At 46.5% G+C, this 23,345-nt stretch carries 17 protein-coding genes; 5 read left to right on the forward strand and 12 right to left on the reverse strand.

The genetic code is table 11. The features are described from left to right. Positions 1-60: 60 nt before the first annotated feature. Positions 61-981: a malate dehydrogenase gene (gene mdh, locus KN811_RS09265; protein ID WP_187965755.1), complete on the reverse strand. Its 921-nt coding sequence runs from the start codon at positions 979-981 to the stop codon at positions 61-63. A 280-nt stretch (positions 982-1,261) separates the two neighbouring features. Next, the gene (gyrB, locus tag KN811_RS09270) at positions 1,262-3,202 is read right to left on the reverse strand and encodes a DNA topoisomerase (ATP-hydrolyzing) subunit B (protein ID WP_187965756.1); all 1,941 of its coding nucleotides are present in this window, start codon (positions 3,200-3,202) and stop codon (positions 1,262-1,264) included. A gap of 300 nt (positions 3,203-3,502) precedes the next feature. On the opposite strand from gyrB, the gene KN811_RS09275 reads away from it, so the two are divergent. Then, on the forward strand, positions 3,503-3,748 hold the full coding sequence (locus KN811_RS09275; protein ID WP_187965757.1) for a CBU_0592 family membrane protein: 246 nt from the start codon (positions 3,503-3,505) through the stop codon (positions 3,746-3,748). Positions 3,749-3,760: 12 nt separating this feature from the next. On the opposite strand, the gene KN811_RS09280 is transcribed toward KN811_RS09275, so the two are convergent. Beyond that, positions 3,761-4,360, reverse strand: coding sequence for a TetR family transcriptional regulator (locus KN811_RS09280; RefSeq protein ID WP_187965758.1), 600 nt, complete (start codon positions 4,358-4,360; stop codon positions 3,761-3,763). 276 nt (positions 4,361-4,636) lie between these two features. Between KN811_RS09280 and KN811_RS09285 the strand changes: the two genes are divergently transcribed. The 3 genes from KN811_RS09285 to KN811_RS09295 all read left to right on the forward strand — a co-directional run bounded on the left by KN811_RS09285 (position 4,637) and on the right by KN811_RS09295 (position 10,626). Next, on the forward strand, positions 4,637-5,917 hold the full coding sequence (locus KN811_RS09285; protein ID WP_187967126.1) for an alkaline phosphatase family protein: 1,281 nt from the start codon (positions 4,637-4,639) through the stop codon (positions 5,915-5,917). A 74-nt stretch (positions 5,918-5,991) separates the two neighbouring features. Next, positions 5,992-9,129: a SusC/RagA family TonB-linked outer membrane protein gene (locus tag KN811_RS09290; protein ID WP_247716442.1), complete on the forward strand. Its 3,138-nt coding sequence runs from the start codon at positions 5,992-5,994 to the stop codon at positions 9,127-9,129. A 24-nt stretch (positions 9,130-9,153) separates the two neighbouring features. Then, positions 9,154-10,626 (forward strand): SusD/RagB family nutrient-binding outer membrane lipoprotein, encoded by a 1,473-nt coding sequence (locus tag KN811_RS09295; RefSeq protein WP_187967127.1) that lies wholly within the window; start codon positions 9,154-9,156, stop codon positions 10,624-10,626. Between the two features lie 212 nt (positions 10,627-10,838). Here KN811_RS09295 and KN811_RS09300 read toward each other — a convergent pair whose 3' ends face one another. The 9 genes from KN811_RS09300 to KN811_RS09340 all read right to left on the reverse strand — a co-directional run bounded on the left by KN811_RS09300 (position 10,839) and on the right by KN811_RS09340 (position 21,750). After that, on the reverse strand, positions 10,839-12,710 hold the full coding sequence (locus KN811_RS09300; RefSeq protein ID WP_187967128.1) for a type VI secretion system baseplate subunit TssF: 1,872 nt from the start codon (positions 12,708-12,710) through the stop codon (positions 10,839-10,841). Between the two features lie 87 nt (positions 12,711-12,797). Then, positions 12,798-13,229: a GPW/gp25 family protein gene (locus KN811_RS09305; protein WP_187967129.1), complete on the reverse strand. Its 432-nt coding sequence runs from the start codon at positions 13,227-13,229 to the stop codon at positions 12,798-12,800. Positions 13,230-13,366: 137 nt separating this feature from the next. After that, positions 13,367-15,844, reverse strand: coding sequence for an AAA family ATPase (locus KN811_RS09310; RefSeq protein ID WP_187967130.1), 2,478 nt, complete (start codon positions 15,842-15,844; stop codon positions 13,367-13,369). Positions 15,845-15,864: 20 nt separating this feature from the next. Next, entirely contained in the window at positions 15,865-16,380 is a 516-nt protein-coding gene (gene tssO, locus KN811_RS09315) for a type VI secretion system TssO (RefSeq protein WP_187967131.1), read from the reverse strand. A 73-nt stretch (positions 16,381-16,453) separates the two neighbouring features. Then, positions 16,454-17,659, reverse strand: a complete 1,206-nt coding sequence (locus KN811_RS09320) for an SMP-30/gluconolactonase/LRE family protein (RefSeq protein ID WP_187967132.1) — start codon at positions 17,657-17,659, stop codon at positions 16,454-16,456. 120 nt (positions 17,660-17,779) lie between these two features. After that, positions 17,780-18,643 carry a TssN family type VI secretion system protein gene (locus KN811_RS09325; RefSeq protein WP_187967133.1) on the reverse strand — a complete coding sequence of 288 codons (864 nt, stop codon included), beginning with the start codon at positions 18,641-18,643 and terminating at the stop codon, positions 17,780-17,782. A gap of 68 nt (positions 18,644-18,711) precedes the next feature. Continuing rightward, complete coding sequence (locus KN811_RS09330) at positions 18,712-19,638, reverse strand: hypothetical protein (RefSeq protein WP_187967134.1); 927 nt, start codon at positions 19,636-19,638, stop codon at positions 18,712-18,714. Beyond that, on the reverse strand, positions 19,635-20,600 hold the full coding sequence (locus tag KN811_RS09335) for a C40 family peptidase (protein ID WP_187967135.1): 966 nt from the start codon (positions 20,598-20,600) through the stop codon (positions 19,635-19,637). Before KN811_RS09335 ends, KN811_RS09330 begins: the two co-directional genes overlap by 4 nt. Before the next feature lie 484 nt (positions 20,601-21,084). Next, positions 21,085-21,750 carry a C40 family peptidase gene (locus KN811_RS09340; RefSeq protein WP_187967136.1) on the reverse strand — a complete coding sequence of 222 codons (666 nt, stop codon included), beginning with the start codon at positions 21,748-21,750 and terminating at the stop codon, positions 21,085-21,087. A 507-nt stretch (positions 21,751-22,257) separates the two neighbouring features. On the opposite strand from KN811_RS09340, the gene KN811_RS09345 reads away from it, so the two are divergent. Beyond that, entirely contained in the window at positions 22,258-23,307 is a 1,050-nt protein-coding gene (locus tag KN811_RS09345) for a PKD domain-containing protein (protein ID WP_187967137.1), read from the forward strand. Positions 23,308-23,345 lie beyond the last annotated feature (38 nt).

The following is a 23,345-nucleotide window of genomic DNA, read 5'->3' on the forward strand; positions in this document are numbered from 1 at the left end:
ATTCCTTTCTTCATGTTAAAGTTCTACGCAGCTTTTTGTCTTAATGTATAACTTCAGTGCCTACAACAGACCGTTGACCTTTTTAACACCTTCGGCGCTCTCTTTCAGTTTTGCCTTTTCAGCTTCGTCGAGCTCTATTTCTACGATCTTTTCTATACCGTTTTTACCGAGAATAACAGGTACTCCGATACAGATATCGTTCAGGCCGTATTCGCCTTCGAGCAGTGCAGAGCAGGGGAACATTTTTTTCTGGTCGCACGCTATGGCCTGCACCAATCCGGAAACTGCTGCTCCTGGGGCATACCACGCACTGGTTCCGAGTAGTTTAGTAAGAGTGGCCCCTCCCACCTTGGTATCTTCGGCCACCTGGTTCAAACGCTCTTCGCTGAGGAACTTGCTTACGGGTACACTGTTTCGCACAGCCAGCCTTGTTAACGGCACCATTCCGGTATCGCTGTGGCCGCCTATCACCATACCGTCCACATCAGAAGCAGGGCATTCGAGGGCTTCACTCAGCCTGTACTTAAACCGGGCACTATCTAACGCGCCTCCCATACCGATGATACGGTTCTTGGGGAGCCCGGTAGCCTTATGTGTAAGGTATGTCATGGTATCCATCGGGTTACTTACCACGATAACAATAACATTAGGAGAATGTTTAATGAGGCTGGACACTACGTCTTTCACGATCCCGGCATTGATTCCGATAAGTTCTTCCCTTGTCATTCCGGGTTTTCGCGGGATACCGCTGGTAACAACGGCTATATCACTGTCAGCAGTTTTGGAATAATCGCTGGTAGACCCGGTGATCTTCGTATCAAACCCATTCAATGATGCAGTTTGCATTAAATCCATGGCCTTTCCTTCGGCAACGCCTTCCTTGATATCCAGCAACACTACTTCTGAAGCAAAATTCTTAATAGCAATGTACTCTGCGCAACTGGCGCCAACGGCTCCGGCGCCAACTATTGTTACTTTCATGTATAATTTTATTTAAGTTAAAGCAATTATTTACGGTTCTTAAAAAGCCGGAAGTCCGATGCCGGAAGCCGGAAGCAATACCTCTTATGCGCATTACTCCGATCCTTCAACTTCCAGCCTTTTCTTTTCCGGTGTGACAAATTTAGTCATTTTAACCCGAAAAAAAAGGGTTAAAAAGTTATGTATTAGGGGTTATACGTTAAGCATGACGGATTGTATGCCAAAATTGTTATAAAAACAAAAGGCATCCTGACGGATGCCTTTTTAAAGGTGATATCATTTACGCGTCTATATTGGCATATACCGCGTTTTTCTCTATAAATTCTCTTCGTGGTGGCACCTCATCTCCCATAAGCATGGAGAATATACGGTCTGCCTCGCTGCCGTTATCTATGGTTACCTGCCTCAAGGTCCGGAATTCCGGGTTCATTGTAGTATCCCACAGCTGCTCGGCATTCATTTCCCCGAGACCTTTGTAACGCTGTACGCCTGCACCGGAGCCATACTCCTCCAGCAGTTCATCCCTTTCCTTGTCGGACCAGGCATAGCTCTTTTTACTCCCTTTCTTCACCAGGTACAGTGGTGGCGTGGCTATATAGACATGGCCGTTTTCTATGAGTTCTTTCATATACCGGAAGAAGAACGTGAGGATCAGGGTGGCGATGTGGCTTCCGTCGACATCGGCATCACACATGATCACTACCTTGTGATAACGCAGTTTTTCTATGTTCAATGCCTTGCTGTCTTCTTCAGTCCCTATGGTAACTCCCAGCGCGGTAAAAATATTTCGTATCTCCTCGTTTTCAAACACCTTGTGGTGCATGGCCTTCTCCACATTGAGTATTTTACCCCGCAACGGCAGTATAGCCTGGAAGTTCCTGTCCCTACCTTGCTTGGCGGTACCTCCCGCGGAATCTCCCTCCACCAGGAACACTTCGCATTTTTCCGGGTCCTGCTCGGAGCAGTCCGAAAGTTTTCCGGGCAGCCCGCTTCCTCCCATCGGAGTTTTTCGCTGCACCATTTCCCGGGCCTTTCTCGCCGCGTGGCGGGCCTGGGCGGCCAGGATGACTTTCTGCACTATGGTCTTGGCATCATTGGGATGCTCTTCCAGGTAATTTTCGAGCATTTCCGATACGGCCTGTGAAACCGCCGAAGTCACCTCCCTGTTGCCCAGTTTGGTTTTGGTCTGCCCTTCGAACTGGGGCTCGGAAACCTTTACAGATACAATAGCCGTAAGGCCCTCCCGGAAATCATCACCTGCAATCTCGAATTTCAGCTTGTCCAGCATTCCGGAAGCGTCGGCATATTTTTTCAGGGTGGTCGTCAGTCCGCGGCGGAAACCTGCAAGGTGCGTTCCTCCTTCGTGGGTATTAATATTGTTTACATAAGAGTGGAGGTTCTCATTAAAAGAAGTGTTATAGACCATGGCCACTTCCACGGGAATATCATTTTTTTCTCCCTCCATAGAAATAACATCGGCTATGATCGGCTCCCTGTTCCCGTCCAGGAAACGGATAAACTCCTTAAGCCCTTCTTCGGAGTGGAAAATTTCGTTCTCAAACTCGCCTTTTTCGTCTTTGTGCCTCCTGTCCGTCAGTGTTATGGTAATTCCCTTGTTAAGGAATGCCAGTTCACGCATCCTGCTGGCCAGGGTATCATAACTGTATTCGGTGGTTTGCTGAAAAATGGAAACATCCGGCTTGAATGTTACAATGGTTCCGGTTTTATCTGTTTCCCCGATTGCTTTTACAGGATACAGGGTCTTTCCCCTTTCGTATTCCTGCTCCCATATTTTACCATCCGTGTACACCGTAGCCTTCAAATTATCAGAAAGGGCGTTCACAACAGATACCCCCACACCGTGCAGTCCGCCAGATACTTTATAGGAGTCCTTGTCGAATTTACCTCCCGCACCGATCTTGGTCATAACCACTTCCAAGGCAGAAACACCTTCTTTTTTGTGTATGCCAACCGGTATTCCCCGGCCATTGTCTTCCACCGTAATGGAATCGTCTTCATTTATGATAACGGATATAGTATCGCAATGTCCGGCCAGCGCCTCATCGATGGAGTTGTCCACCACTTCGTAAACCAAGTGATGCAAACCTCTCACTCCTACATCTCCAATATACATGGAAGGGCGCTTACGCACATGCTCCATGCCTTCCAGTGCCTGAATGCTATCCGCAGAATATTGCTTCTTACTCGTTGCTTCGCTCATAGATCAAATCTGTTTTAGACATTCGTCCAACCCGCTCCCCCAAAGGTTTTAGCGCCTTTTTAAAGGGTATACGGAGACGAACGGACAAATATAGTAAAATACCAAGAGAATCAAAGCCTTCAACCCCTTCTTAAACCCTAAGTTATACACATTTTATCAACGTTAGCCGCAACGCTGTCACTTTATGCCTGAATGAAACGATATCACAATAAATTAAAACACTAAACCCTGCTATTTCCCGGCTACTTTTTTATCTTTCGCCAAAATCCGGGTGTACTTTACCCTTAAAAACGAAGATTCATGTTTTTATATTCGGTTGCAGGATGGCTCGGCGCCATTGTATTCGTTATCGCTTACTTCCTGTTGAGCATGAAACGCATATCGGCCAACAAGCCTTTATATCATCTGCTTAATGCTGCAGGAGGTATCTGCCTCATCATTAACGCCCTTCACCTGAGCGACCTCCCCAACGTGGTGGTCAACATCGTATGGACCTCTATCGCTTTCCTCGCGGTTTACCGTATGTACCGCAGCATTCCGGACTGATCTCATACCTGGTTATGCCGTAATGAAAAGTGACAACGTGTGCTTTATATAGAGGTTCACCTGTTTTTCATAGGCCTGTTCCCGGTCGGTAAACATACCGAGGTAGTAATAAGCGCCATCTATCAGCGCAAAGATGATCTCGGTAAGTTCTTCCAGGTTTTCATTGCAGATCACTCCGCCGGCCCTGGCCTCCTTCAACTTGTCATATAAAACCCTGTGCAGGGATTCCAGGTAGTTGCGGAAACTTTCGTTAAAATCTTTTTTCCGGTAAATAAGAGCATAACAACTGTAAAACACCCCATCATCAAAATAACGGTTCCATTTCCTGGAAAAAAGGTTTTTTATCAGGTTTTCGAGACTTTCCCAACTGTCTATAACACCATTTTCCCTGGAGGTGATAATATTGAGGTGGCGTTCCAGGATATATTCGTTAAGCCCGATGAGCAGGTCGTCCCTGGTCTTGAAATAGTGCATCACCAGCCCGTTACTTATTCCCATTTCGTCTGCAACCTTGGCTATGGAAGTGTTTTCCAGCCCGATCTTACGGGCCACCCTGTAAAAGGAGCGGATGATCTCTTTCTGACGCACATCGGTTAAGCTCTTTCTTCCCATAAAGTACATTTTTAACAAAAATAACATTTTGCGCCACATAAAAATGGGTCGTGGTACACATAACAAAAACAAAACATTAGAATAATCTTTTTTTAACTGAACATTCGTTCAATCTATGATCCACCCGTTTACCTTTGCTTCAGCACTTCCAATTAAAGCCATAACATACTGAAACAAAACACAAAAATAAGACAACCTATGCAATATTATTATTTTAAATTGAATGAACGTTCAATAAATTTATTTTTTTTGTTAAAACCTTCAACCAAAACAAAAATGAAATTGACCAAGTATCTGTCCGCCTTTCTGGCGGCCTTTTTCCTGTGCTTTACAGGAAAAGCCGAAAGCAAATCCATTACCGACCCTTCCCCTTCGCTGCAAAAGACAAGGAAAGTAGTTTTTATCATTGTCGACGGACTTTCTGCTGACATGATAGAGAACACCTCCACTCCCCATCTCGATGCCATTGCCAAACAAGGCGGCTATACCCGTGCCTATGTAGGTGGTGAAAAAGGCGGATATTCTGAAACCCCGACCATTTCGGCCGTGGGATACAACAGCCTGCTCACCGGCACATGGGCCAACAAACACAATGTATGGGGAAACAGCATTAAGGCCCCGAACTACAATTATCCCACTATTTTCAGCCTGCTGAAAAAGCAATACCCGGAAAAGAAAACCGCCATTTTTTCCACCTGGCTGGACAACCGCACCAAACTCGTGGGCGAAGGCCTGCCCGAAACCGGGAATATCCGGCTGGATTATGCCTACGACGGTTTTGAACTGGATACCGTGCAATTTCCTCACGACCCGCAAAGAAAGTATATCCGCAACATCGACGAAAAAGTGGCCACCGAGGCCGCCCGTTACATCAAAAAACAAGGTCCGGACCTCTCCTGGGTATACCTGGAATACACGGACGATATGGGACATAAATACGGCGACAGCCCTCAACTTACCAAAGCTATTGCCTTCGAGGACCGCCTGATCGGAATGATCTCCGGGGCCGTTAAACACAGGGAGAAAAACTACAATGAAGAGTGGCTCTTTATCATCACCACCGATCACGGAAGAACCAAAGAAACCGGGCATCATCACGGTGGACAATCCGAAAGGGAGCGGAGCACCTGGATCATCACCAACACCTCCCGCGTCAATGAGCATTTCCGGAAAGAAACACCGGCCATTGTAGACATACTCCCCACCATGACCAGCTTTCTCAACATAAATATTCCCACAGCACAGGCTTACGAACTCGACGGGGTATCACTTATTGACCAACTAAGCGCCGTAAAACTCCGGGCAGAAATCCAAAACGGCCAGATGATCCTCTCCTGGAAAAGCACCGGAAAACACGACAACCAGACCGCCACCATCCGGATTGCCGAAACCAACAACTACAAAAACGGCGGAAAAGACACCTATCGTACACTGGGAGAAGTCCCTGTAAAAGACGAAACTTTTAAATATGACCTGAAAAAGCCAGGTTCTTTCTATAAAATAGTCCTGGAAACTCCTTTAAACACCCTGAATACCCGGGTTGATATCTCCAAATAGATCCTACTCGTAGAGACATACGGCCGTATGTCTCTACGGGCATCACATAACCCTTGAACCAAAAACTAACTATTATGATGAAACACAGTTTAATTATCTTACTGTTGTCGATAACACCTCGACTTTTTGCTCAGCATGAAGTTTCAGGGAAAGTTACCGATACCGACGGCATACCGCTGGGAGGTGTCAATATCTCCGTTGCGGGCAGTATGCAGGGAACCGTCACTGACTTCGACGGCCTGTTTACCCTGGAGACCGGATCCTCGCAAGACAGTCTTGTATTTTCCTATATCGGCTTTAAAGCGCTCACGGTCCCCATTGCAGGCAAAAGCCAGCTTAACGTTGTCTTAAAAGAAGACACCGAAGAACTGAAGGAAGTGGTCGTCACCGCCCTTGGGATCAAAAAAGAGACCAAAGCCCTCGGATACGCCGTACAGGAGGTACAGGGCGATGCTCTCGAAAAAGCCAAGGAACCCAATTTTATCAGCGCTTTGAGCGGAAAGGTGGCCGGGCTTAACATCAAGAACTCCACCGACCTCTTTCAAAATCCGGAGATCAGCCTTCGCGGGGCCAAGCCGCTCCTGGTCATTGACGGGATCCCCGACCGTACAGCCGACCTGTGGAAGGTCAATGCCGACGACATCGAGAACATCAGTGTGCTCAAAGGGGCTACGGCTTCCGCACTCTACGGCTCCGTAGGGCTTAACGGGGCCATTATGATCACCACTAAAAAAGGAAAAGAAGGTAAACTCACTGTAACGTTCAACAACTCCACCATGTTCCAGCCTTCCTTCATCAAAGTACCCGACGTACAGACTACCTACGGCAATGGCGACAACGGCATTTATGCCTATGAGAACGGAAGCGGCGGCAATACCGAAGGCGGTGGATGGATATGGGGGCCAAAACTGGACCAACCCGACCCCTCTACCCCGAGCGGCTTTGCGGAAACCCCGCAATACAACAGCCCTGTTAATCCGGAGACCGGAGAACTCACCCCCCTGCCCTGGATATCGCGTGGTAAAGACAATATTTCCAATTTCTTCCGCACCGGGCTCGTCCAGTCCAACAACCTCAGCGTGGACTGGGGCAATGACAAGGCCAGCTACCGGATGTCCCTTTCCAATGTATATCAAAAAGGAATTGTACCGAATACCGGCCTCAATAATACTTCATTCAGCATAGGCGGCTCGTTGACCCCTTCCGAGAAGTTCAGGGTCACATCCGGTCTTACCTACAACAAACAATATACGGACAATTTCCCCCAGGTGGGGTACGGTCCAACGAACTACCTCTACAACCTCGTCCTGTGGACCGGTGTGGATGTGGACGTCAGGGACCTGAGAAATTACTGGAAAGAAGGACAGGAAGGCTACCAGCAAAGGCATTTCAATACCTCCTGGTACAACAATCCCTATTTCCAGGCCTATGAATACCTCCGCGGATATGACAAAGACAACCTTTTCGGTAACCTCGCCTTCGAATACAAGGCCACCCCGGAACTCACCGTGAAAGGCAGAAGTGGTGTCAATGTGTACAGCCTGGGCAGAACCTACAAAGAACCCAAAAGCTATCTCGGCTACAATGATAAATCGAGAGGGAATTTTTCTTTGGAGAATACTAATTATTTCGACATAACCACTGATATCGGCATCCGTTATGAAAAGGATTTTTCCGACAACTTTTCCGTTTCCGGGGAAGTGGCCTATTCCAACTTTTACAGAAAAGAAACCTACCAGTACAGCTCCACAGACGGGCTGAACATTCCCGGATTTTACAACCTCGATAACAACGCAGGCTCTACCCTCACCGGAACAAACCGTGAGGAAGAGGAGGCCATTCACAGTTTTTACGGTTTCGTAGACCTGGAGTTTTACAACGCTTTTTACATTACCTTCACGGGCCGGAACGACAAGGTATCCACGCTCTCCAAAGGCAACAATTCTTTCTTCTACCCCTCTATATCCAGTTCTGTGGTACTTTCCAGCCTGCTGGATATGCCGGAGTGGATCACTTTTGCCAAGCTCAGAGGGTCCTGGTCCAGGGTATCCGACGGAAAGATCGGGAATATCGCCGGCCTGAACGAAAACGACCCCTATAATTATATCCAGGCCTATGACAAAGGCACTTCCTGGAACAATACAAAGGGAGAACGCTTCCCTTCTGTAAGGTATAGCAACCTGCTGATCTATCACGCCCTTAAACCGAAAACCGTCGACACCTGGGAAATAGGGACCAACATACGGTTGTTCCGGAACCGGTTAGGCATCGATATTGCATATTACCAGACCAGGGATTACAACAACCTGGAAAACATCCCCCTTTCTGACGCCTCCGGATTTGGCACTTACCTGCTGAACGGCAATATCTACAAACGTAAAGGGGTAGAGTTTACCGTTAACGCCACCCCGGTGCAAAGCGATAATTTCCGCTGGGATGCCCAGATAAACCTCAGCCAATACCGCCGCTATCTCGAGGAAATCTACGGAAACAAGGAATATACGGAAGACCGCCTGCAAGTCGGTGACCGCACCGACAAACTCAATAATGCCTCTGTTTATCAGACCGACGGACAGGGGAACATTGTTTTCGAAAACGGCTTCCCCGTCAGTGACCCCTACGGCCGTTTTGTGGGTTATTCCGAACCGGACTGGACCTATGGCATTTCCAATACGCTTACCTATAAAAACCTGTCCCTCACCTTTCAGCTGGACGGGCGCCTGGGCGGGCTCATGTATTCCACCACCAATCAGAAAATGTGGTGGGGAGGTATTTCTCCCGGAACCGTCAACCAGTACCGCGACGATGCCAATAACGGAGAAAGCACCTATATCGGGGAAGGCGTACAGGTGGTCAGCGGCCAGGTAACTTATGACACCAACGGCAATATCGTTAGTGATACCCGCGAATATGCCCCCAACGACGTCCCCGTAAACTATATTTCCTTTATGAAGACCACCAGTAATGCGCATAACGAAAACTACCATTATTACAGCCAGACATTCATAAAACTGAGAGAGCTCACCCTGACCTATAATGTACCGGATAAATTCATCAGTAAGATGCCATTGGATGCCGTGAGTGTCTCCTTTGTAGGGAGAAACCTGTGGATGGCCTCCAAAGTACCCAATGTAGATCCCGACCCGGGAAAGGATGACCTCCAAGCTCCCTCAACACGGAGTATAGGGTTTAACCTCAATCTTAAATTTTAAATCGCAACCGGAAAAAAGAATATCATGAAAAACATAAGCAAACCTTTAATTCTTATCGCCCTGCTTTCAGGCTTCCTTAACAGTTGCAGTAAAATGGAAGAACTCCAGGACGACCCCAACCGCACTACCGATGCCACTCCCGAACTGATACTGACCCAACTGGAGATCCAGGCATTTAACAATATCGGAACTTCCGCAGCCCTGGCCAGCCGCCACCTTGTCAATACAGATGGTGTAAACTCTAACCAGTACTACAACTGGCAACGTTCGGATTTTGGAAATTACGATCTCCTGAAACAGGTACGCCAAATGGTTCTGGAAGCCGAAGAGGATGAGCTCTCCGTATACACCCCCCTGGCCCGTTTTTTCAACTCCTTCTTTATCGTAGGACTGACCCAGACTTTCGGCGATGTCCCTTATTCCGAAGCCATCCGGGCCGCGGAAGAGAATTTCACTCCAGTTTACGACCGGCAGGAAGACATTTACCTCATCGTACTGGATGATCTCAAAACCGCCTCGGATGAACTGGCGAAGAACGATGAGACCATCCTGGGCGATGTTATTTATAACGGGGACCACCTGAAGTGGAGAAAACTCATCAACTCTTTTTACCTGAGAGTATTGCTAAGCCTGTCTGCCAAAACGGGGAATCCCGGCCTCGATATCGCAGGCCGCTTTCGTGAAATTGCAGATGCCCCCTCTGCTTACCCCCTTCTCGCTTCAAATGAGGACAACGGTGCCCTGCCTTTTCACGACATCGAAGGCAACCGCTACCCCTTGTTTCAGAACAACGGCCTGCAAACCGCTTTCTATATGGAAAAAACTTTTGTAGATAAACTGAAAGCACTGCAAGACCCCAGGTTGTTCTCCTTTGCCGAGATCACTCCGGCTGCCGCAGACCAGGGATTAACTGCGAATGATTTCGAGGCCTACAACGGCCTTAAGGGAAGTGTCCCGCTGGATGAAAACGTTCAGATAGCGGTAAACGGAAACGCTTCCCGGATCAACAAACGCTACTACGACCAGGCGGGAAATGAACCCAGCTTATTGATGAGTTATTCCGAATTGCAGTTTATTCTCGCAGAAGCCGCTTCCCGGGGATGGATCGACGGGGATGCCGATGCATATTACCGTGAAGGTATCCGGGCATCCATGGAGTTTTACAATATTGCTGAAAGCGCCATCAATACCTATCTCGAAAACCCCGGTACACAACCCGATCCGGGAAATGAAATAGCAAGCATCCTTACCCAAAAACACATCGCCATGTTCATGAACACGGGCTGGCAGATATTTTACGAGCAACGACGCACCGGCTATCCCGAATTTGACGTGTCCGGTGGTGGTGTTCTCAACAACGGAAAGATCCCGAAACGATGGATGTATCCCTCCAAGGAAGAGACCCAGAACGGTAAAAACCTGGAAGCTGCCATAACACGCCAGTACCCGGAAGGGGATAATATCAATGCGGAAATGTGGCTGTTAAAGGAAGAATAAACCCGATATTTGCCTGAGCGAGGCCGGGGTACTATTTGAAGATGGACATCAAACGGGTGACAGCTAAACCTTTTATTCCAAACGTACCACGGGTTCAATAAAAATCAATCGTAGTGAACTCAATATAAGATATAAGCCATGAACATCATTGGCAGTGGGCTTTCCAAGTCGCTTTTGATGACCTGGAAAGCCCTCCGGAAAGGATAGGTTACTTACTTTATCTGCCCCTCTTTCTCCCGGTACATCACCCGGAAAGGCACCACATTAACCGCCCTGTTCCTCAACAGGAGCATCAGGTCATCGCTGAGAAAGCTCCACTCTTCTTCGGAATAATCCGTCGCTTCGTTCTTTTCCAGGAAAATATCAATGGTAGGCGTATAACCGATATGATCGTCCAGGCTGGTTTGTATCCCGTTCTTTACTTCTACGTTTACAATGGCATCCCCGAAGTGGTTTTTACACAGGATGATGATATCCTGCCGGGTCACCACCCGTTGATTGGAAACGATATTTTCGCGATAGGCATAGATCTTGTTCGAATTGGTCAGTTCATTGCGCCCGCCCTGTGTGGTGGACAGGAACATGATGGTGTCTTTTTCGAAATCGGCTCCCCGATGGGCCTGGAGCCTGGAAAACGTATTGATCTTATTGGCTTCCTCTCCGTTGGTCGTCCAGTATTTCACGAACAGGGTACCTTTGCTGTCCTCTCCTTTGGTATTGAGAATAAGGTAGGGGGTGTTCTTTTTATGCATCCCTGTCTGCGCCATTTTGTTGCGGAAGCGTGAAATGATCTGGTTGATCTCATGGAGGTTGGTTTCCATAAAATCCGTTTCGAGCCTCGAAAATGCCGCCGCTTCGTCCCGGATAAGGTCTACCATATAGTTGATCATCTCCGTAGCATTGCGCTCATCAAAACGGGCTACGCCGCCAAAACGGAGGTAGGCATAATCCTGGGCAAACTCTTCCTGGTTCTTGGCAATGACATCGAACTGGCGGCTTCGGTCATCCAGCACGGAATACAACTCCAGGAAAAACTCTTCCCCTATGCTCAGCGGGTAAATATTGAGGAGTTTCCTGATATTCCCCTGGGTCTCGTTCATTTTCTTGTTGATCACCGGGAAACAGTTGGTCGCACAAAATATTTCGGAGAGTACACTTTTTCCGATCACATTGGGAAATTCCACCTTAAGCCATAGCAGTTTTTCCTCTTCCAGTGCTGCAAGGGAATCGGCCGGTACGAACTCCCTGAGCTCTTCCGGCAGTGAATTTTCGGAACCTCCTATATTCAGGACATCCTTTATGGTGATAAAATTCTTTTCGTAATATTCGTTGACGTGTTCTTCCGCCCGTTGCAGGTGATGGAAGTCTTCATGCACCATGTTACGGTTGCCCTGAGCCGTCATTCCCTGGCTGTTATACCCCTGTGCTACCGTAAGTTTATGATCGTTAAAATACCATTTTGCCCGGGGCAGGAAATGAAAAAAAGTATTCCTGTCGTGCAGGTTCTTCAGGTAGAAATAGAACATCAGATGTTTAACGATACCATCTCCCTTATGTTCCAATCCCAGCCATATCGTCCGGTGAGGCATGGGCTTCAGGTAGTCTTCGCCATTGAGGTATTCCTGGAACTGCCCGGAAGAAGCATCCTGTATACCGTTGGGCAACACCACGTATTTGAGCCGGTTACGGGTTACCTTTACAGGTTTGGTTGGCCCGAAAAAAAACTCCTTCACAATTTTTTCCCCGGGATTATAGGGGTTGTACTGTCGTTTCTGAAAGAAGAACTGGTGATGATCGTTCAGTGTCACCTCTTCCTCGGCAGGGAATACCTGCATAATGGCCCTTGCGGGTGTGGCCTTGGAAGAAGTGGTCGGGGTAAGGATATCGACAAGCCTTTCGGTGATCCTCCTCCGGCTGGAGAAGATCTCGTTGGATATATTTTCCAGTTCCTTGGCACATACGTCAAAAAGAAGGTTTACAATGGGATCGAAAATATTTTCCAGTTCCACGTCGGAATACCCCCAATGCTTCGCCGCCCGCTTCAGGAGCCTGTCTTTGATCTGTGCTTTGGAAAGTTTTTTCATATGTTCTGTTTTTAGACCGATGACGGGTGACGGGTGACAGTGTACTTTGACTCCGGTCACCGGTCAGCCGTCCCCTGCCAGGCGCTGTTACTTAAAGGAAAACGGCGCCAGGTAGTACGAGCTTTTATAGTAATACGGTTCGTTCGTTTTTTTAATAATGCCATAGACCACAATATCCAGCCTCTTTTTAATACGTATGTTCGGATTGTACTCTATGGTGTCCTCTCCGATGGCCAGGCTTACATCTGTGACGGTCATACGTTTTTCGTATGTCCCGACCTTTTCGAAGACCGATTCCTTGATCTTGTCCTTTAACTGGTTGACATTGGAAAGCAGGTTGAAATCGGTATCCCATATGGCCGTTCCGAATTCCGTATCGTACCGGTATTCCCCGAAAATGGTGGTGATGACCAGTGATATGTATTGCGCCAGGGATTCTTCGAGCGTCACCTTGCGGAGGTCCTGTCCTTCGGTGATCCTCTTGTAATCTATCGGTATTTTATAGTAAAGGTCTTTCACGGGTTTTGCGGGTGTTCGGGTTTTATCTAATGGTATACCTGTCACCCCGAGCGTAGTCGAGGGGTCTTGACCGGCCAAAGCGTCTCGACTGCGCTCGACATGACAGGTATATAGTTATCTCCTTTTGCGTTTCTTTATCATTTGGTCTTTTTTACCGAAAACTTCACTTCTCCGTCCTTATTGACAGAAAGGGTCAGCACATCCCCTTCTGAGACATCTCCGGAGATGAGCTTACGGGCAAGCGGGCGCTTGAGCTTGTTCCGGATAACACCTTTTATGGGCCTGGCGCCATATTCCGGGGTAAAGCCCATCAGGGCTACCTTCTCTTTGGTCTTTTCGTTTATCTTCAATGTGATGTTCAGCTTCGAAAGCAGGTTGGTGAGTTCTTTTTTCAGGTGAATATCGAATATCTTCACCACACTCTCCCTGCTTATCGGGGCAAACGGAACGATTTCCGTAAGGCGGCCCAGAAATTCAGGTCTGAAATAACCGGACATGATCTCCAGCAGGTCGTTGGAAGGCGGTATCTTCCCTTCAGAAAAGGATTTCACCACATAGTCCGAACCTATATTGGAGGTAAACAGCACCACGGCATTCGAAAAATCCCCTTCCTTACCCAGGCGGTCGTGCAGCTTTCCTTCGTCGAGTATCTGTAAAAACACGTCAAATACGGAACGATGGGCCTTTTCGATCTCGTCGAACAAAACAATGGAATAAGGATTCTGGCGGATCTTATTGACGAGCAGTCCGCCTTCTTCGTATCCCACATATCCGGGAGGCGCCCCGTAGAGCAGGGCGGCGGAATGTTCTTCCTTAAATTCGGACATGTCCAGACGGATGATGGCGTTCTCATCGCCAAACAGAAAATCGGCCAGAGATTTGGCCAGTTCGGTCTTTCCCGTTCCCGTAGGCCCAAGGAAGAAAAAGGAGCCTATGGGCTGCCCCGGCTTGGTAAGCCCCGACCGGGACTCCAGGATGGCATCCGACACCACTTTTATGGCATGGTCCTGCCCCACTACCCTTTGTTTCAGTGTTCCTTCTATTTCGAGCAGGCGTTCCCGCTCTTCACTTTTTACTTTTCCGGCAGGGATCCCTGTAATACCAGATACTACGGCCGATAAATGATCCGGGGTCACTACGTTATCTGCACCGGTCAACTCCTCCAGTTTCTGAAGCAATTTATCCAGGTAGCCGGCTTTGTCGACCGGTTTTTTCAGCTTATAAAAGCCAGATGTTTCTTCTTCCTCATTGAGCAGTTCGCCCGATTTATCGAGTATATCCGTGTAAAGCCAATGCAATTCTTCTTCTTTGCCTTTTTTCCTGGATTTCTTGAGTTCTTCCAGTTTTTCCTTGAGTTCCGGGAGTTCTTCCACCACCATTTCCTTGGCTACCCGTAGCGAGGACATGGTACGGTCCAGGAGGTCCAGCGCCGAATCGGGCAGGGACTTTTCCTTGAGGTATCTTTTGGAGAGCCTGATGGCATCTTTCAGTCCGTCTTCATCGATCTTAAACTGATGGTGTTCTTCGTAATGGGGCGCTACATTCTTAATCATACGGAGGGCCAGGTCTTCGGTAGGCTCCATAACCTCCAGAGTTTCGAACCTCCTGTTCAGGGCATCGTCTTTCCCCAGTGACTTACGGTATTTTTCAGTACTGGTTGCTCCAATAAAAGTAATATCGCCCTTGGCCAGTTCAGACTTAACGATACTGGCTATACCGTTGCCCTGGTTGGCATCAAAAAGCTCGTGAATATCGTCTATGAACAGTATCGGTTTTTGCAACCCTTTCATTTCCCCGAATATCTTTTGCAACCGGTCTTCCACTTCGCCTTTGTAGGAAGCTCCGGCAAAGAGCACCCCTGTATTTATCTCCATAACAGAAGCGCCCTGCAAGGGGGCAATGATGTGATCTTCGGCGATCTTACCACAGAAGCCGTCTATAAGTGCAGTCTTGCCTACCCCGGCTTCTCCCGTAACTATGACATGGGGTTTTAGTTTCCTGTTCAGTATTTCGGTAATGGCTTTCAGTTCTTCGTCACGCCCTACCAGCGGAGTATCTTTCTTTTCGCGATAGGCCTTCACTTTATCTGTACAGTATTTCTCAAGGACACCCTGTCCAACGGGCATTCCTGCTTCACCCGTATAAGCCGCTGCCAGGGGAGACCCTCCCCCGCCGGATATTTTACTTTTTGCTTCCCCACCGTAACCGAGCTTTAAAGCGATCTCCGAGGGGGTGACAGGCATAGACTTGAGCTCGTCGTGCGAAAACCCTACCCCGGGGGTCACCAGGGCCATGAGCATCGGTATGAATCCCACTTCTTCGCGGCCGGCATTCTTTGCTATTTCTTCGGCTTCTCCAAATACAGTCTCTATGGCTTCATCCGGTGCCGGGTCTTCTCCGGGACGGCTCGTCTTGGGATATTCTTCCATACGGATGTCGGCCCACTCGTCGATGTAAAACACATCGATCCCGGCGGCATCCAGTTCCCGGATAAAAGAAAACTCGCGGTTTAACATCGCTTTCAGAAAATGTGCCGGAGCATACCTCGGGTGATGATTTTCCCGGGCCAACTGTTTTGCAATATGAATGGCCTGCGTACCGTTTGCTGTAAACATCAAATTACGGGTTTAAAAAATTAATTCCTGTTGAGTCGGTTACTAAGCTCCAGCTGCTTTTTCAACTGGTTGATAATCTCTTCATAATCCTCTATTTGTTTCTCCAGCTCGTCTATTTGTTTTTCCGATTGCTGGAGCAATTGTAGTCTTCTCTTGCTTTTAACCAGGTCATTCAGGTTGAGGATCACGTTATTGTACAGCAGGGTGTTTTTATAGGTCTCTTTATCGGCAGGGATGCCTTCCTTGAGCTTTGCCAGCTCCAGGTTAATGGTCTGCTCCAGGAACTGAAAACCGTCACCGGCACGGTTCAGGGAATCGATACTGGCGGTGAGCTCATCTATTTTTGAAGAAAATTTTTCCTGATAGCGGAACTCATTCATGATCCTGTCGTTTTCCTGCTTTAATGCTTCGTTTTCCCTCCAGGGCAATTTGTAGTTAAAGAAAACGGCAAAGATCAGGACGCCTACCGTGATGACCAGCATGAGGAGAAATAATAAAAATGCAGAGACCCGCTCTTTCCTATTGAGTATTTCCATAGTTTTAAAATAAATTTGACTTACGACATATGACTATATATCCTATGTCTTACGTCCTATAAATACATTTATATCAGTCAGCCAGAAATGACGTGGAGCCCTCCTGACCGTTATCTTTATCCTGTTCCTTGTTTTCTTCCTGTTTAAAGAAAATACCGGATGTCTTTTCGGTTTTGACGATATTTTCATTTACAAAAATACCGGAATCTTTCTTCCTTCCTATATAATCGAGCTGATTGAGAATGGAGAACAGATGATCTGTTTTTTCTATAAATTCCATGACACCTTTTACACAGGGTTCCATATCGTAGCCCTTGTATTTGAGGTTAATGGTTTCGGAAAAGAGTTTTTCATAGTCGCCGCTGCCCAGTTCTGTGGTCCATTCGGCAAAATAGTTAAATACCATTTCCTTTCCGTCCCCGGAAAAGGAGTCGAAACTGTTTTTCATAACACGGGCAAGGCTCACCACTCTATCGAGGACTTCCATGGGCGGGGAGTAAAAACCGTTCCATCGGTTCTGATTGATGCTTTGACCTACATAGCCCAGTATTCTTTGCAGGGTTTCAAATACAATATCGGCGATAAGGTTTTCGTCTCCACTAAGCCTTCTGAACCTTATTTTCTGGGAGATCTGCACGGCATAGAACTCCATTTGCTTGAAGAAAGCGTCATAGGCCTCAAACAGTTTTACCAGGGCCGGATGGCTGTTCACCGTAATACAGGGCGGGATATAGGCTTCCACGGTTTCAAAAACGCTTCCCCTCGACATAAATTTGGCAATGGGGAACTGCAGGGGGCCGATATTGTTCTGGGTAACCTCGGTCTCCGCCACTGTTGTCAGGAAGTATTTGGGCATGGCAGAGGGAAACCGGGGCGGTATTTCTTCCATGTTCTGCGTACCGGTGGGCACCCTGTTGTAGGGATCCACGTTGAGCAGTAAAAAGCGGTTATTTTCTTTAAAATCGTAATTTTCCAGAGATATCTTTTCGGAAAACTCTCCTGTATAGTCTGTGATCTCTATACGCCCCCCTCCCGGAGTTATGGCCTTGAGGAATTTTATAGACACATTCAGTTCGTTGTGCTCATCAATGATCACCGAATATTCAAAAGGCGCCTTGAATCTGGTAGACAACAGTCCGTATTGCAACTGATTGACTCCCATATTCCTGGCATCACGTACCAGGTCCTCTACATTGTCCTGCAGGTCGATGAAATGATTTTTGTTGATCTTCATCCCGTCGATCCAGTTTACCGGGAAATATCGTATATCTTCTGCCATGATTATTGGTTGTTTACTGTTCGTTGTTTCTGGTTTCTTGTTGATGGTTGTAAGTTGCAGGTTCCTGGTTTTATTCATCCTGGATTTTGAACCTGCAACCTGCAACTTGCAACCTAAAATTTATATCCGTTGGCAAATTATGGTATCGCCATCTTTCATATCGTTTCTGTCTACAGATTCGTCCGGGTCTATATGATTGGCTGAACTGAACCATTTGGGTTTGCTGTGAAAATACCATCCGTAAGGTTCGTTCTTACTATCGGTAAAGTGGATCTGGCTATTGGGATGCTTATCGTTATAATCGTTGATAAAATAGTAGAACAGCCTCCCGAACTCCATGGCCCTCGGCGCTTTGACCTTAAAATTTATAATATGCCGGTCTGTCGGTTTTTTATGGAACACCAGGTTGAGCAGGATAACATTACGCATTTCGGTGATCTGAGGATTGGGGTATTTATTGTTCAACGGGTAAAACCACCGCTTGTACAAACGGGCGGGTATGGTAATGGCGGTCTCGAAAAGGATGAGTGCCAGGGTAGGCACCAGGAAGAGCAATAAGCTGCCAAACATATAATAAACAAACTGGAATTCGGCAAAATAAGCCACTACCATGATCATGAACACGGCAATATACATGGTTGTGATAAAGGCAAGAAAGATCTCCTGCCATATCTTTTTGGCCTCAAAACGCTTAAAGATCTTGTGAAAAAATATCAGATGCGTCACTCCGAGCAACAACATCAATCCCTGAAAGGAAATAAAACGGGCGTTGAGCGTAGTGGATTTCAAATTGTACAAAATGGCTCCGAAGGCAATAACAACCACCCCGAGTCCCAGGGCGTACAGGAAATAATGCCACTTTCTCTTCCGGAACTTCGGGGCCTTGGCACCGAAGAACATGCTGAGAATAAAGGCTACTGCAAGTATAATTAAAAGTACGGTCAGGACCTCACCGGTTACTATATAGTCTAAAATTTTTCTCATTTACCTTAATAAATTATATTTTACTAGGTCCGAAGTTTTACCTACAAATTAATTCTGCTTCCGACCTTTTATATCACTGTTGAAACTCCCAGCCTCGATTGATACACGGTTTCATTCAACCGGAAAAGCTGGTCCTCTTCTTTGAGCATTAACTGATATGAAAATTGCACCTGACAAGGTAAGAATAAATGAAAAAAGGCTTCCAAAAAACTTTCCATTTGTCCCTTATTGACATATTCAATAAGTTTTTTCGAGTCTTTCAGCGGGCCTATGACAAAATGATATTTTTTCAGGAATATTTCCTCCTTGCTCTCTAAGGTAGTATTGATGCCCAGCAACATATCTTCTGTTTTTTCATAAGGGTCGAAAACCTGTTCCAATTTAACATTTTTTGTAATAATCTTCACCTCCTCGCCGATAATGGTCTCCAGTCCTTTCCTGACATCTTCTATATTTCGGCTCACAAAGTTCTTTTGCCGCATCAGAAGAAAGAACATCTTCACCAGGAGTTCGTCGGGCACTTTTTCAGATACGCCCAGGATCATGCGTATTACATCGGCCAGTCCGTAGGCATTGATGTCCCGGAAAAAATCGGATTCGTATTTTTCGACCAGGTGCCTGAACCGGAAAAACTCGTTCTCAAGGGGATTAAAAAAACGCCGGGCTTCTTTTTCTTCCCTTTTCCGTTTTTTGTATTCTTCTACCGGGTCTTCGCTTCGGTTGCGCGACCGGTAGTTGTGGGTTATACCTTCCGGAAGGATATCGTAAACGCCGTCCCGGCTTATTTTAAAATGCCACATATCGGCCTGGTTCATATCCGGCTCGACCTTCATCACATCTTTGCTGAAATTCCGGTAAAAATTGCCCTGGGGCATCACGGCAATATCCCTTTCCTGAATTTTATGGCGCAACAACATTTCGAAAAGCAGTTCCGCTTTCAGATCGAACAAAGGCGTATGTTGCAGTTCTTTAAAAACGATATCTTCCTTACTCATCGGCGTTTCATGTTTTTCACTCTTCCCCTGCCTATGTATGCGCCCTTCCATAAACGGTCTTTCAAACTGGCTATTTCTACCCCGCCAGACGGTGTAACGGTTAAAAACCGCTTATTCTGAAGATATATCCCCACATGCGTATAGAGCCTCCTGCTCTTCGTGAGACGGAAGAAGAGCAGGTCTCCCTCTTTCATGTCTTTGGTATAATGTATTTTACCTTCGGTATAATTCCTGAGAATAGCCTTGGAAGCGGTTCGTGGAAAGTTAACATCATATACTTTTCCGTAGAGGTTTTGCATCAGGGTAAGATGATCGAGCCGGCCTTTCTGGAACTGGTCACCGAGCCGGTCTTTGATGTAAGAATACAACTGGGCGTCTTTGATCTCCAGCGGTTTCACTTTTAGCTGTTTGGCAAAGAAGATCTTATCTTCAATCGTAAGCGGCGAATAGCTTCGCACTTTTACCTCTTTTAACAGAGGGGCAGACTTTGCCCCATGGCTGCCCAGGAATGCCAGTTGCTCCGGCTCAATGGGAGCAAGCGGATATTGGGTAGGATGTACGATCCCCACAACTTCGACCTCCTCGAGCTCGATGGCCGTTTCTTCGTTTTCCAGCACCACCTGTCCGCCTTCCAGCAAAATTGCCGCGTTTATAGGTTCTTCTTCCGGCATGGCCACTGTTGTCGTGGTAGCGGGAGAGGTTCTCGGTGGCGGAGGCGTTGAAGCTGTATAGCCCGTACCACCCAATTCTTCCTGAACGTCTTCGTCCGTAATGGCTTCAATGGCCATGGTCTCCTCCTCTTCTTCTTCCGAAGGTTCCTTTTCTTCTTCCTCAAGGTCGCCCAATTCGCCAAATTCTATTTGCACCTGCTCATCGGTGATCGGAATGATCCCCAGCTGGGAGGACTTACAGGATACTCCCAGAACCACCAGCCATAAACCTACTAATACTCGTCTCGTCATGCTTGCTTTATTTGTAATGATACGACAGAACCTGTGACAGGTAAAACTCCGAAAATCAACTTTTTTCCGTTCGGGATCATCAGAATATCCCCTGTCCCGGGAGACACGGACAAATCTAAAAAAAACTTCCGTAACGCATACAGACCCCTCCATACATGCAGGACAACATAACTATTTGATAATACTTTTCCAATTCCACTTGCCATGTCCGTAAATCTTAATTTAAAGGCAAAAAGGCCCTGTGACACACTTTTTTTCAGGGTCACAAAGTACAATAATTGCACATTGTACGTTATAGCCGAAAACAGGGGTTTTTTACACTAATTTCCCAACGGAAATAAAAAAGGATAAAGCACAACTGTGTAAATTAGGGGGAGGAAAGTATATACACCGTTAATGCTTCTGTTACCCGGACAGGATCCTTAAAAAACCCATACCACAACAATCCGGACAGACAGGAAAATCGCCTTTGGGCCTGCTTTTTCTAACGCATGGCCCCCGGCATTAACCTTATTCTGCCACTTGCTTTATAAGTATTCCGCCAATAGGGGTCTTCCAGGCTGGTGATCCGTACTCCGCCGGATTCGGTAGCTGACAAGAACTTCATGTTCTTCAGGTATATCCCTACATGCGTCATGATCTTTTCGTTATTGGACCTGAAAAACACCAGGTCACCTTCTTTCAGGTATTTTACAGAACGGAACGGTGCCACATACTCATCGTTGAGCATGATCTCCGAAGCCGTACGCGGTAGTTCCACATCATACACCCTGTGGTACAGGTCCCGCATCAGGGCAGAACAATCTACACCTTTTTTGGTTTCGCCTCCATACAGATAGGGAACCCCTTCCCACTCCTTTATATAGGCGTATAATTTCTGATTGGTGATCTCCGAGGGTTTTACACCGAGCACCCTGGCAAAATAGGTCTTATCTTTCGGGGTGATCAGTTCCGTTTTTTTCTTTTCCTTTTCTTCTTCCTCGAACTTAATATCCATATCCCTGATAACCTTAATCTGTTCTACCCCCGGATTTCTGCCCAGTTCTGCGTTCACGTAGGGATCCGTGATCGTATAAGCCGTTTCTTTATGGCCTCCGCAACTAAAGACAAAAAACACCACAAAACTCAAGAGTATCCATTTATTCTTCATCCGTTAAGAATTTATTTTTCCATAAACAGTTTTTAATATGCTTTCTTGTTTCCGGGGGGCTTATTAAAGCGTACAAACAGAATCGTAAACCAGGGCCAAACATCATCTCCGGATTGAAACCGGCCACTCAAAAAAAACGCATTTTGCGCCAAATCATTCTTCACCGGTATTAACATCACTTTTTGTACGGCAAATTAAAACAGAAATATTCTCAAAAGTTAAGTTCATTTTAAAATTCCGTCAAAAATACGTTATTTTACGACTTAAAATATAATATAATATGTCGAAGGCTTAGGTATTTATTTATTTTTATTAGCTTGTACCCTCAATTTTCCGTACGAAAATACAATATTTTTGTTTTATTTAGAAATACTTATTTTCCGTGATTTTTTATAAATCTCAAATTGTGTACTTTTGAAAAATGCTGAAGAACAAACCATTTAACACTGGAAAATGTGGTTTTTCCATTGTTGTTTGATTCGTCCTTAAACTTAAAAAGCTCTGAAAATGAACAGGAATTCGCATATTAAAACACATTTCGATTCCAGGGTTATCCTGTCTTTCATCACTATCCTTTTAATATCCGGAGTCATACTGGCTTTCCGGGTCAATGAAGATGAACCCTGCAATGTGGAAAAATTCAAAATACAGGCCTCATCCTTTAAAGTCGGTGAGCTCATTACCTTTTCGGACTATACCGACAATGCACACGAATGGAAATGGGATTTTGGCGACGGTACCGAAATTTCATTCCGCTCCAAGGTAGCCCATGAATACAAGGAGCCGGGTAAATACCTGGTAAACCTCTGGGTAAACAAAGGTTGTAACATCGCCAAAATGGTGGAGATCAAACCCAAAACAGAGATCATAGACTCTACCCTTCTGCCAAAGTTCCATGCCCCCCAGGTCGCTTATGTGGGCGAGCAGGTCTCTTTTACAGACAGCACGTCCCACGCCAAATCCTGGGAATGGCGATTCGGTGAGGGGACCAAAATAGACGCCATAGACAAAAACCCCACATACACTTTTTCCAGCCCGGGACAAAAGACCATATCCCTTTTTGTCAACGACGATATAAAACACGTAAGTTTTAAAAAGATCACCGTATTCCCGGCCAGAAAGGAAAAAACGGCCATAACCATGGCAGATACATGGAAAGAAACCCAGCCCGATGTCGTGGACACCTACATCAACACATTGCCCGACAGACCGGAGGTGGCTTCGGCACTCGACCAGCAATCCATAGTACCCGTTAAAGAGACAGAAAAACCCGAAGAAAAAATAGAGGTCCTGCCACTGGATGAAGAAAAACTGGCAGGACTTATCATGGGCCTGGCAAAAAACAAACTCAGATACTCGAATTTCAAGAGGTATTTCTGTCAGGATTACCTCCCAAAAGTACAGCTCAAAGACGGCAGCGTAGTTTCTCTCTACTATTTGAACAATACCATACGAGGCAAAAAGATAGAACTCAAAAGCGTCTCTATGGTCCGGAACAAAAAGAACAACTGCGTTTCACTTATCATATTGGATTACAAGAAAAAAGGACTGTTTTAACAGCAAAAATATACTTGATCATTAATTTTTATTATATT

It is taken from the genome of Sinomicrobium weinanense, from assembly GCF_018863395.1.
Classification (GTDB): Bacteria; Bacteroidota; Bacteroidia; order Flavobacteriales; family Flavobacteriaceae; genus Sinomicrobium; species Sinomicrobium weinanense.